The sequence below is a fragment of the Thermostilla marina genome (genome assembly GCF_054657455.1).
This window is the reverse complement of sequence record NZ_BAAHYR010000001.1, coordinates 3,732,880-3,745,297: the sequence shown is the minus strand read 5'-3', so window position 1 is coordinate 3,745,297 and position 12,418 is coordinate 3,732,880. Positions and strand designations below refer to the sequence as shown.

General features: G+C 60.0%; 10 protein-coding genes. 8 read left to right on the top strand and 2 right to left on the bottom strand.

Annotated elements, in window-relative coordinates; translation table 11 throughout:
- Positions 1–284: 284 nt before the first annotated feature.
- From ACYQ2I_RS13675 to ACYQ2I_RS13640, 8 genes are all read left to right on the top strand, one after another.
- Entirely contained in the window at positions 285–3,098 is a 2,814-nt protein-coding gene (locus ACYQ2I_RS13675) for a CehA/McbA family metallohydrolase (RefSeq protein ID WP_460167578.1), read from the top strand.
- Between the two features lie 598 nt (positions 3,099–3,696).
- Positions 3,697–4,809 (top strand): DUF1559 domain-containing protein, encoded by a 1,113-nt coding sequence (locus ACYQ2I_RS13670; RefSeq protein WP_460167577.1) that lies wholly within the window; start codon positions 3,697–3,699, stop codon positions 4,807–4,809.
- Positions 4,810–4,941: 132 nt separating this feature from the next.
- Positions 4,942–5,439, top strand: a complete 498-nt coding sequence (locus ACYQ2I_RS13665) for a transthyretin-like family protein (protein ID WP_460167576.1) — start codon at positions 4,942–4,944, stop codon at positions 5,437–5,439.
- A gap of 236 nt (positions 5,440–5,675) precedes the next feature.
- The gene (gene ffh, locus ACYQ2I_RS13660) at positions 5,676–7,160 is read left to right on the top strand and encodes a signal recognition particle protein (RefSeq protein WP_460167575.1); all 1,485 of its coding nucleotides are present in this window, start codon (positions 5,676–5,678) and stop codon (positions 7,158–7,160) included.
- 279 nt (positions 7,161–7,439) lie between these two features.
- Positions 7,440–7,868 carry a 30S ribosomal protein S16 gene (gene rpsP, locus ACYQ2I_RS13655; RefSeq protein WP_460167574.1) on the top strand — a complete coding sequence of 143 codons (429 nt, stop codon included), beginning with the start codon at positions 7,440–7,442 and terminating at the stop codon, positions 7,866–7,868.
- Positions 7,869–7,885: 17 nt separating this feature from the next.
- Positions 7,886–8,641 (top strand): tRNA (guanosine(37)-N1)-methyltransferase TrmD, encoded by a 756-nt coding sequence (trmD, locus tag ACYQ2I_RS13650; protein WP_460168418.1) that lies wholly within the window; start codon positions 7,886–7,888, stop codon positions 8,639–8,641.
- A gap of 148 nt (positions 8,642–8,789) precedes the next feature.
- Positions 8,790–9,206, top strand: coding sequence for a 50S ribosomal protein L19 (gene rplS, locus ACYQ2I_RS13645; protein WP_460167573.1), 417 nt, complete (start codon positions 8,790–8,792; stop codon positions 9,204–9,206).
- A 227-nt stretch (positions 9,207–9,433) separates the two neighbouring features.
- Positions 9,434–9,940, top strand: a complete 507-nt coding sequence (locus tag ACYQ2I_RS13640; RefSeq protein ID WP_460167572.1) for a YraN family protein — start codon at positions 9,434–9,436, stop codon at positions 9,938–9,940.
- 9 nt (positions 9,941–9,949) lie between these two features.
- Here ACYQ2I_RS13640 and ACYQ2I_RS13635 read toward each other — a convergent pair whose 3' ends face one another.
- Positions 9,950–10,930: a DMT family transporter gene (locus tag ACYQ2I_RS13635; RefSeq protein ID WP_460167571.1), complete on the bottom strand. Its 981-nt coding sequence runs from the start codon at positions 10,928–10,930 to the stop codon at positions 9,950–9,952.
- A 47-nt stretch (positions 10,931–10,977) separates the two neighbouring features.
- Positions 10,978–12,039 (bottom strand): FAD:protein FMN transferase, encoded by a 1,062-nt coding sequence (locus tag ACYQ2I_RS13630; protein ID WP_460167570.1) that lies wholly within the window; start codon positions 12,037–12,039, stop codon positions 10,978–10,980.
- Positions 12,040–12,418: the final 379 nt, after the last annotated feature.

The following is a 12,418-nucleotide window of genomic DNA, read 5'->3' as shown; positions in this document are numbered from 1 at the left end:
TTTCGGCCGAGGGAAAATGCGGCATTCGTGCGCGGCCGAACGTCATGTTCCGGCCGTCGATTTCGAGGCCATGTATAGGGGATGCTCGGCCTTTCGGTCAAGACGAGTCGTGACGCAATTGCTTGCTCCGCCAGTCGCCGGCGAGTATCCTGATCGGCACACGGACGGAGGTTGTGTGCCGTGGGTTTTTCTGGGAAGCCTTGCCGCACCGTTTTGGATTTGCTTTCCTGCCTGAGTGACCGGCTTCCGTTTCGCTCCTTACCTTGGAATCGAAGGTGTCTCCTATGATGGACCATCATCTCGAAACGGGCGCAAATCGATGGATCGTTTCGATCGCGGTGATTTGCGGCGCGATGATCGCCGGACCCCGGCTGCCGATATGGGCCGCGCAGGTCGATCGGATCGACAACGGGGGCTTTGAAGAAGGCATGAAAGGCTGGTTGCCCGACGCAAAGCACGAGTTGGTATCCGATCCCTCGGCGGCGCACACGGGTGCCTGCTGTTTGACGGGAGAAGTCACCGGTCCCCGCCAGGCGCTCACGTTGCGGAAGAAAATCGCCGTCAAAGCCGGTAACCGGTACGAATTCCGTGTGTGGGCGAAAGCGACCGGCAAGACGAAGCTTGTTTTGTGGCTGGTTTCGCCTGGTGATCCCAATCGAAAAATCGTCGCCGCCTGGGAAAACGTTCCCGCCCGTTGGACGGAGTATCGCGTTCCGCTCTCCTTCGCCCGTGATGGTACGGCTGAATTGCAGATCATCGCGCCCAGTTCGCACAGCGCACCGCCGGGACGCATTTGGATCGACGATATTCAGTTGATCGAAACCGAAATGCCGCCGCTCTTGCGGCTATCGGAGGAGGGAGTGTTCAACGACGAGCCAAGTTTCGGCGTTACGCGATCGGGAGCCGTGATTGCCGCCTGGAATGCGTTTTACAAGAATGCCGACCACTTGGCGATTGCGCGGTTGGAACCGATCGGTTCCGGGTACCGCGTCGCGCAAAGGTGGGAGGTATTAGGCGGCGAAGGCGAATACCTGCTTGCGCCGAAGGCCGTTTCGGCGGGGGATTCCGTCGCCGTATTGGCGGCGGTGGAAAAAAACAGGCAATGGGACATTCAGGTTGTTTGGCCGTTGGCCGATGGGACGACTTCTTGCCTTCCGATCACCTCTGATTCGGCGGTCGATACGGACCCCGTGGGAGCGGCGCGAGACGGCAAGTTGTTTGTCGCGTGGGAGACCAATCGCGGCGGGCATCGGGGCATCGCGTTCGCCTCGCTCGAGGGTGAGAACGTATCCGAGCCGACGGTGATCAGCCAACAAGGAGTCTCGGCATATGATCCCACGATCGCAATTGCCGAAGACGGGACGGTGGCCGTTGCGTGGCACGCCTTCGTGCAGAACAACTACGACATCTACTGGCGGCGGATGAAGAACGGCAAATGGGGGGCCGTTGAGCGACTTACGACCGCCCCCACCATCGACCGACACGCCGTGTTGGCGGCGTCGAACGGGGCGTGGTGGTTGGCCTACGAGAACGCGCAGGTAAAGGAATACCACGTAGGTGCTACAAACCAACGTCGCTTGGTGCTTGCCCGAATCGGCGACGATGGGTTGGAGACGCCCGTCGATTTCACCGACTCGCCGTTGTGGCAACGGTGCGAAGGGGCCTCGCTGGCGACGGATGGGCAAGGACGGATTTGGGTGGGATTCCTGCGTCCGCGTCTTCCACGGGCCGGATGGGAAGTTTGGCTTACCTGTTTCCATGGTTCCGGTTGGATGAAGCCGGTGCCGGTGGCCGACGGCAAAGGATTGGATCGTCCTCCGACGGTTGCCGCCGTCGACGGCCGAATCCTGGTCGGCTTTCAGATGGACGACTTGCCGAACAGTTGGAGCGACGTCGATTTGACTGCCAAGGCTGAAAGTCACGTTTACCTCGCCGACACAAAAGTGGCCGGCGTACCGCCGGTTACCGCGATGCGTCTCGCTCGGTGGGAGGAACCCGACGAGGAGTTCGTACCGGCAGAGTTGCGGTTGGAACACGGCGAAGATCGCCCGACGCCGACGATCGAATACCGGGGCCAAACCCTGAAGCTGTTCTTCGGCGATTTGCACGAGCATACGGACGTGTCGGTATGCAACCGGCTCGGCGATCAGACGATCGACGAAAGCTATCAGCATATGCGCGACATCGCACGCCACGACTTCGCGTGCGCCACCGATCATGGGTACAACCTCAGTCCGTACATGTGGAATTACACAGCAAAACTCGCCCGTACGAACGCCGATCCCGATCGGTTCTTGACGTTTTTGGCCGAGGAATGGACGTCCACCTTCGAGGAGTACTCGACCGAACACCCCTACGGCTTCTACGGTCACCGGAACTTGATCCTGGCCGACCCGTACTTTCCGCGATGGTGGAACGCGCGGAATCGGCAAACACCGGCCGAAGTATGGGAAGACTTGCGCAAGCTGAACGCAGATTTCGTCCATATTCCTCATCAGCTTGCCGATACCGGCAACGTGCCCACCGACTGGAATTTCACCGACGAAAAGGCACAGCCGGTGGCCGAGATTTTTCAAACGCGAGGTTCCTACGAGTACAAGGGGACACCAAGAGAAGCAGTGCGCACGACGCCGCCGGGGTATTTTTTGCAAGACGCCTGGGCCCGGGGCATCGTGATCGGCGTGATTGCCAGCCCCGACCACGGCGGCGGCTATGGAAAAGCCTGTGTGTACGCGCCGGAGCTGACCCGCGAGGCCATCCTCGAAGCGATTCGTCAACGGCACTGCTATGGGACGACGGCGGCCAAGATCTTCCTCGACGTGCGGGTAGACGGCCATTTGATGGGGGAAAAGGTGCGACAACCCGCGCCGGAAAACGTTTCCGTGGAAATCACCGTTTCCGCTCCGGCGGATATCGATCGTATCGAGGTGTGCCGCAACAACCGCTTCATCTTCCAGCAGCCCGGCGATGGTACCAAAGCCAATCTCACTTTCGTCGACCGTGACCCGCTACCCGGCCGCAGCTACTATTACGTCCGGGTGATTCAAAAGAACGGCGAAATCGCCTGGAGCAGCCCGGTGTGGTTCGGTGCCGAATAGATTTCCGATTGCCGCTTACCGTTCGCGGATGGGGCACGTCGGTGAGCGGGAAGGACGGGGGAGCTTTGTGCCGTCGTCGTTACGAAAGCGAGGGACGGCGGCGCCCAGGATTTCCTCTTGGCGGACCGGGGCGGAAAATCAGGTAAGTTCTGCTAATTAGCGTGGTTCGCAAGCAGCTTGCGCGTGGATGGACGGGTTTCTCCACGTTTTCTGGCCGACGCTGCGCCCCTCTCGATCTGATTGCAACAGTCGCCGTGTGCCCCTGCATACAAGGGGGGGCTAATACAAGTGCGGGTGAAAATAAAAAATACTTATATGTGCAAATTTGTTGACATTGTCGATTGTTAGTTGTTAGACTGCGCGTCGGCTGGGTTGAGCTCGATCGTCCGGCTGGTGGTGTGAGATTGATCGGATCGAGCTTCAGGCGACTACGCTTTTCTGTGTCGCTATGCACGTCGCCTTGTTCGGGGTAGGAATTCGGGCAGCAGGCAGCGGGGACGATGCGCGTCGAGTTGCCCGACTGGATCGACGTTGGATGGTGCGCTCTCGTTCGGAAACGCACCTTGGGGGTCTTTTCTCGCTCTAGTCGGAGGTAGCCATGACCAGGTTACGAGGACGCGGGGGATTCACGCTGGTGGAACTACTCGTGGTGATCGCGATCATCGGCATCTTGATTGCCCTCTTGTTACCGGCTGTGCAGGCCGCTCGCGAGGCGGCTCGCCGTGCGCAATGCACGAACAACCTGAAGCAGTTGGGGTTGGCGCTGCAGAACTACCACGACGGCCACAAATGCTTTCCGTACATGTCGGGAGGCACGCAGGGAGCCTACGGCGGCTTGCCCTGGGGATGGCAATCGAATCACGGCTGGCGCAGCGGCTTCGTTTCCATGTTGCCGTACATGGAACAAACGGCGTTGTATCAGCAGATCATGACGGGCGACCCGACGGGGACGACGAACAAGGGGCAACCTGTAGCGCCCGAAGGCGGGTGGCCGCACTGGGGATGGTCGGTCTGGAACGATTCCCCCGACGCTTTGCTGTGTCCCTCCGACGATGGATACCCCGACAAACGAGGACGCGACAACAGCTACGTGTTCTGCGAAGGGGATCAGGTGGACAACGCTCTGTATACCGGACGCCCTCGTGGCATGTTCGGGCACTTGGCCCATGTGCGGGTGGCCGATATTCGTGACGGGACGAGTAATACCATCGCTATGAGCGAGATCGTCTCGCAAAACCAAGGCGGGGTCGGCGATCACGGAAGCCCGACGACGGCTTCCGCAAATAGCGTCGAAAAAGTCAAGGCGATTGCCAGTGGTGTCGGCGGCCTGCGCGATACGCCCATCGTCTGTCGGGGAACCGTGGCCGGGTCATATTTTGTGGCCGGGACGCCGTTGGCCAGTCGGCGCGGGGTCAAGTGGACGTTTGGGCTCCCGACGTACGTCGGTTTCACCACCGTGTTGCCGCCCAACGATCCGGCATGTGCCGAATCGAACGCCGGCTGGGGGTGGGATCGAAACGTCGTGTTGCCGCCGTCGAGTCGTCATCCCGGCGGAGTCAACTGTCTGTTCGCTGACGGCTCCGTGCATTTCATTCGCGAAACGATCGACACGGGAAATCTTTCGGCGCGTCAATACGGCGGCCCCAGCGTGTACGGCGTGTGGGGAGCTCTGGGATCGAAAGCGGGCCAAGAGACCGCGCAAATCCCGTGATGTCGGTTTTTGCTATTCCACATCACTGTGCCCCCGACCGCTGGTTGCCCGGTCGTGGGTGATTAGGGGCCGTTGCAGGATGCGTCGGTCGCGGGCGAATCGCACGATTGCGAAAAGAAAGGGGATTCGAATATGCGCGTATCGAAAATCGTTGGTATCGCAATTACCTTGAACGTCGCGTTTTGGCTCGGTTGCGGCGGCAGCGGCGATCGACCAAAGACGTATCCCGTCGAAGGCACCGTTACGCTGAATGGAAAGCCGGTGGCGGGTGCAACCGTGGTGTTCGCGCCGGTGGTTGGTGGCGGGAGTGAATCGACACCGCAGGCCGCCCAGGGCAAAACGGACGCAAACGGTCGTTACGTGCTGTCGACGTTCGAAACGGGGGACGGTGCGATGCCGGGAGAATACACGGTTATCGTCACGAAATACGATGTCCAACCCACTCCAGGCGGCCCGGAACTCGAATCAGAGGAAGGGCAAATGCGGGCGTTCTTGGAGGCCCAACAGGGCGGTGACGATTCAGGGACGCGCAACCTGTTGCCGGCCAAGTACGCCAACGCCCAAACGTCCGGACTGCAATTTACGGTCAAACCGGATCACAATACCATCGATATTCCACTCGAAGAGTAACGGTTACGGTTCGACGACTCGAACGAATTGGCGGGCGGTGTCGATGCGCAATCGACGCCGCCCGCTTTGCTTTTTCGTTGTGGATCGGAAACCGAATCGATGTGGACGGCCCGGTGGACGTGTGAGGCGTTCGTAGACCGCCGCCATTGCAGATGGGGCGAGCGATACGGTACATTTAAGGTTTCCCTGCCGTCGCGGTGGGCGCGACAAGGCTGCTGAATTCGTTGGGGTTGCCTATGTTTGAGTCGCTGCAAACGGGTCTTACCGATGCTTTGCGCACCCTTGCCGGCCGCGGCAAGCTGACGGAAGCAAATATGCGGGAAGGGCTCCGGTTGGTGCAGAAAGCGCTGCTGGAGGCCGACGTCAGTCTGCCGGTGGTCAAAGAGTTCGTTGCGCGCGTATCGGAGGCGGCCCAGGGAGAAAAAATTCTTCGCTCCCTCAATCCCACCCAGCAGTTGTTTGGGGTGGTGCACCGGGAACTGGTCAACTTGATGGGCCCGGTCGATCACTCGTTGCACCTCAAGCCCGGCGGCACGGTAATCATGCTTTGCGGACTTCAGGGGTCGGGAAAAACCACGACCTGCGCAAAGCTGGGCCGGATGATCAAGGAGCGGGGCAAGTCGCCGATGCTCGTTGCGGCCGACCTTCAACGACCGGCCGCCATCGAACAATTGAAAGTGCTCGGCGACAGCTTGGAAATCCCGGTCTACACCGAGCCGGGGGCGACCGACCCGGTGGCCGTTTGTCGGCGGGCGGTCCAGCAGGCCAAGGCTTCGGGAATCGACGTGGTGATTCTCGACACGGCCGGACGGTTGCACGTGGACGACGAGCTGATGGAACAGCTCGAACAAATCGACCGCCGCGTGCAGCCCGAGCAGGTGTATCTGGTCGTGGACGCCATGACCGGGCAAGACGCCGTCAACAGCGCCAAGGCCTTCAACGATGCCTTGACGCTCGATGGAGTCATCTTGACCAAACTGGACGGTGACGCCCGCGGCGGGGCGGCATTGTCGGTGAAGTACGTGACCGGCGTTCCGATCAAGTTCATCGGGGTCGGCGAGCAGACGGATGCCCTCGAAGAATTCCATCCCGAGCGAATCGCAGGACGCATCCTGGGGCACGGCGATATCCTCTCGTTGGTCGAGCAGGCGCAGAAGAAACTCGATCAAGAGGAGATCGCACGCCAACAAGAACGGCTCAAGCAGGGCCAATTTACGCTCGACGATTTCCGCAAGTTGATCGACCAAACGCAACGCATGGGGCCGCTGCGGCAAGTGATGGGCATGATCCCCGGTATGGGGGGAATGTTGCGGCAGCTCGACTCCGTCGATGCGGATGCCGAGGGGGCCATGAAGCGGTTGCGGGGAATCATCGATTCGATGACGCCCGCCGAGCGTGCCGATCCGTCGATCATCGATCCTAGTCGTCGAAAGCGTATTGCCGCAGGGGCAGGCGTCATGCCCAATGAGGTCAACGACCTCATCAAGCAGTTCGAGCCGATGGCCAAGATCATGCAATCGATGGCCGGAATGGGGCTCCGCGATCGGATGCGGGCGATTCAGGGGCTGATGCAACAGGTCGGGAACTCCCCCACCGGACGGATCGGTAAAGTCAAGAAGGGGACGGGAAAAAGGCTTACCAAGGCCGAAAAAGAAAAACGTCGAAAGCAGCGGGAAAAGGAGCTTCGTCGCCGTCGCCGTGAAAAGAAGAGGGATCGCTAGCTATTGAGATGGGTGACGATAGGCTCGGTCGAGGGGGGTGGATTCTTTGGCCGGGGGGCTGGTCAAACGTCCGAATTTGTTGAAAATATTGGGTTTCCGAATGGGTGAAGGGGACTCGCCTGCCGGGGGAAGACGGCAGAGGAACCGGTCCACATCCCGGGTATCGTGTTTGCTGGACGATGAGCCTCCACGAAGGTGGTTTGCGGGTGCCGCCGTCGGCGAGAGGCGAATTTAGGATACACGCATACGTTCGATTCACGTAGCGAGGAGAGTAACTCCGTGGCAGTTCGAATCCGACTGAAGAAGATGGGCCGTCGGCATCGGCCGTTTTACCGGCTGTGTGCCATGGACGCGAGGGCGCCTCGGGACGGTCGTGTCATCGAAGAGCTGGGAATCTATGACCCGATGGTTCCCGAAACCGATGCCAGGGCGATCCTGAAAGCCGACCGAATTGCTTATTGGCTGAGCGTCGGTGCGCAGCCGACCGAAAAGGCGGCTATTTTGATCAAGAAGTACGGCCCGAACGGAACGCACCTCGAACAACAGAAGGCCGCGTTGGAACGCTTGGCTCAAAAACGCTCCGCTCCCGTGACGGTGGCCGCGCCGGCGCAGCCGGTCGCGAAGAAGGAGGAGAAGGCGCCGGAGCCTGAAGCGGAAGCGTCGTCCGACGCGCCGGTCGAGGAGAATAGCGCAGACACGACCGAATGACTCCGCCCGTCCCCGCGATTCGTTTCGATGTACTCACGCTGTTTCCGGGAATTTTCAGCGGTTATCTCGGAGAGAGTGTGTTGAAACTGGCGATCGAACGCGGGTTGGTCGATGTTCGGTTGCACAATATCCGTGACTGGACGTACGACAAGCATCACCAGGTCGATGACCGGCCGTACGGCGGTGGCCCCGGAATGGTGTTGATGGCTCCGCCGGTCGTGGAGTGTGTCGAAGACGTTCAGTCGCAAGCCGAGCCTCGCGGGCATTTGGTTATGTTGAGCCCGCAGGGACGGCCGTTGAATCAGCGGGTTGTCGAGGAGTTGGCCGAGCAGCCTCGAATCCTATTGCTGTGCGGCAGGTACGAAGGATTCGATGAACGCATTCGGGCCATCCTCGAGCCCGATGAAATATCGTTGGGCGACTTCGTGCTCAACGGCGGTGAGGTTGCCGCGATGGCGATCATCGACGCGGTGATTCGCCTCATCCCCGGGGTGTTGGGGGATGAAGACAGCAGCCGGCACGATTCGTTTTCGGGAGACGACCGGTTGTTGGACCATGCCCAGTACACGCGGCCCCGTACGTATCGGGGCTTGGGAGTCCCGGAAATCCTGCTTACCGGAAACCACGAGGCGATTCGCGAGTGGCGAAAACAGAACCAGATCGAGCGAACCCGTAGACGAAGGCCGGACTTACTGTCGCAGGATCGGGAGTCGCTCGGTAAGAGTTGTTTTCCGAAGGGAAGCGAACGGCCACGCGATCAACGCGATGTTTGAATCGAGCGAGGCTCGGTATTCGAGAGGCGTGCATTGCCGTGTCGAAAACTGAGTCTCTTAGGTGAGAAGGAAATAGAGCGTCCAAACCCGGCGATCACGAGTTTCTCACGTGCGAGAAACGGCGGATCGAGTGAGTGCGAGGAAGATCATGAACAAACAGGCACTGATCAACGCGGTCGAGCAAAGCTCGCTCAAACCCGAGGTCGAGTATTTCGAAATCGGCGACACGGTCGACGTCCATTGTCGTATTTTGGAGGGCGACAAGGAACGGATTCAAATCTTCAACGGCGTAGTCATCGCACGCAGTGGTTCCGGTTCCCGCGAGATGTTCACAGTACGTCGCATCGTTCAAGGCGAAGGGGTTGAACGGAAGTTCCCGCTGCATTCACCGCGGATCGCGAAAATCGAGGTCAAGCGTGCGGCGATCGTGCGACGGGCGAAGCTGTACTACTTGCGGGATCGGATCGGTAAAGCGGTTCGATTGCGAGAGCGTCGTCCCGACCAGATGGCGAAACGGGCCGCCCGCGAAGCTGCGTACCGGGAAAAGAAGGAAGCAAAAGCATGACGCCGATCACGGCCGGCTAGGTGCCGGCGTGGTACGCAAATCGGTTTGCAGAGCCAAGCTACCCAAAGGCCGTGTCTTCTCGCGTAGGAGACGACGGCCTTTGTTCTTTCGACATGCGGCGTCGGTGAGCCGCTTGCGGCCGGTCCGTCGTGCGATATGATGATCGCCGATTGAGTCGGTGATCGGCAGGGCGTTGCAGATCGTGGCGATTCTTATGGGGCAAGTTTATGTGGCTGTTCGTGCGGCGGCTGCGAATCCATTTGTTGGTTTGGGCCAATTTCTTCATCTATCACGGCGCCTACGCTCGTGATGGGATTCGCGAGCGGGTGCGCTTGTGGCGACTTTGGATTCGATCGCGAGGCAAACCGTCGCGGGTAAATTTTGGGCGGTGGGGCGAAAATGCCGCTTGTCGCTACCTGAAGAAGCAAGGGCTTCGCGTCGTCGCGAGGCGATCACGCAATCGGCTCGGCGAAATCGATATCATCGCCGTCGAGCCGCCCACGCGAACGGTCGTGTTCGTCGAGGTGAAGGCGCGCCGCACGGCTGAATTCGGCGGTCCTGCGGCCGCGGTGACGCGCGAAAAGAAACGCCGATTGTGCCGGGCCGTGCAATTGTTCATTCGCCGACACGATTTGGAAGAGCTGCCGACACGAATCGACGTGGTCACAGTCGTGCCCCGCGATGACGGCACGGCCCATATCGAATGGTTTCCGGGCGCGATCGAAGCTGAATGACTTGCGGAGCTAGGGTACGCCGGGATCGTCTCGTTTCGACGGGGTGGAGTCGTCGATGCCGATTCGGTTAGGGAGAACGCTTTCGCCCGGAAACATCCTCGGCAGGACGGCATATCGCAGTACCAGCCCGACCAAGATGAAAGCTGCGCCTGCGGCCGTCCACCAGGCGGCTTGTTCGCCCCAGAAAAGCAATGCCCAGGCCGGCACCAGCAGCGGTTCCAGCAAGCCGATAAGGATCGCTTCCTGGCTCGGGATTCGCTTTAACCCCTGAGACAACAGCACATAGGGAATGGCCATCTGAAAGGTACCGAAGGCCATCAGCCAGGCAAATTGGGGAAAGGTCGGCCACAATTCAAGTACGACCACGACCGGCAGCAGGAGGACGGCGGCGGTCGCGTGATTGAGGGCGATCAACCAGGCCGAATTCTCATCGCGCAGGTGTCGCAGACATGTGACGACGCCCGCGTACAAGATGCCCGAAAGCAATCCGCAGACGACGCCTAGGTGCGATCCGCCGTCGGTGCGCGTCAACTCGAATGCCAGGATGATGCCGATCCCGACCATTGCGAAGGCGAACGGGACGAGATCGTGTTTCGTAACTCGTTCGCCCAGCAGGAATATGCCGAACAGTAATACCCAAAACGGTGCCGTATTTTGAAGCCAAATGGCATTGGCCGCGGTACTTTGCGTCATGGCCAAAAGGTACGTGGCATTCATGCCCGCGAAGCATAGCACGAGGGGGACGAGACCCGGCCGCCATCGAGGGCGTCTCGCCGCCGGTGTGAGGATCACAGCCGCCGCCAAGGCACGCCAAAAAGCGAACAATAACCCGCGTTCGAACTCCGGAAAGGCGTCAAAAAACGAAGCCTTGGCGAATAGTCCGCTGCTGCTCCACAGCACGGCTGCGCCGACCACCAGAAGTCTGCCGACAAGCCGCCGGCGACCGGCTGACGATGATGCGCCGTCGGAATGGCGAGGATTTCGAGTCACGATTGTCGGACAAACCCGAGAAGAGGGGAGCGTAAAGCGACTGTGAATCATTCGGCCGATCGCAGCCGCTCGACGATTCTGCCTTGTGCCGTCCACTGCTTCCAGCGAGGCGATGGATAAGCGACTACCTCGTCCTCTTGGCCTTGTAGCACCAGACAAGCAACCTCAGGGAATCGTTCGGCCGTGGTCAAGCCTTTTTCGGGACCCAGCACGCTGACGCCGGTGGCTAGTGCGTCGGCTAGTGTGGCGTTCGGTGCGATGACGGTTACTTCGCTGTGTTGTGTCAACCCGACACCGGTTCTCGGATCGACGATATGCGAGTAGCGTTTGCCGTCCACCATGACGAATTGGTAGCGATCACCCGAAGTCGCGACGGCACAATGCGCGGCCTTCACAAAGTAGCCCGGCGGTTCACCGGGATTCAACGGTGCAATGCCGACCACCCAGGCGTCACGCCCCGGCGGTGGATCGCCGACGCCGATATCGCCTCCGGCGTCGACCAAGGCACGCGAAATACCGTGCTGCCGGAGCACGGCCAATGCCTGGTCGATTGCGTATCCTTTGGCGATTCCGCCGAAATCCAGTTTCATGCCGGCCACGGTCAGTTCGACGGCTTGGTGTTGTTCGTCGAAACGCACTTTGTCGAATCCGACGGCCGCTCTTGCTTCCCGGATACGGTATTCGCGGGGCAACTCCCGCAGCGTGCGGGCACGCCGCCAAAGTTGAATGAGCGGCCCGATGGTGACATCGAACGCACCGCCGGTTTTCTCGGCGAGATCGCGAGAAAGAACCAGAACATGCCAGAGATCGTCGCTGACGGGAACGGCTTCACCGGATCCGGCCGTCGCGCACAGCCGCGACACTTCGCTGTCGGGCAGGTAATCGCTGAAGACGTCGTTCAGCTCGCGAATTCGAGTGAAAGCGGCCCTTGCCGCCTGCCTGGCCTGATCTTCCGACGCGGCATAACAAACGATGCGGACGGGCACGGCCATTTCGATGCCGCGAAATTCGTATTTCGACAGCGCGTGGCTACAAGCAGGCGACTGGGCCGGCGCGGGTGAAGCGGCGACCGCGGTAAGAATCGCCCCAACGGACATTGCGATCGTCATGGTTTGGTATTGTCGACAACACAACATAGGCGGCGTCTTTCCTGCTCGTAATTGGTCGGCCGTACCGAGTGCGCGATAGCACAGCCGTCCATTGTAGCCGACGAACAGAGGATGGTGTGCTCTCGCCCCGGTTGTGCCCGTCGCCGTGAACCGGGACCGGCCGAATCACGTACGGATTCCGGAATCGGATTGTGTCATTCGAAACTGTGATAAACACCGGCAATCAGGAAAAGAACAACGTTTGGGAGGGCTTTTAGGACGTTTGCATCGCTTGAGGCGGTCACGTACAATAAGCATTCGGTTATCGGTCGGAATAGCCGGTAATGTGGTGCGGTCGGCGTTGTCCGAATCATGGAAGGAATAGAGCGATCAACAACAG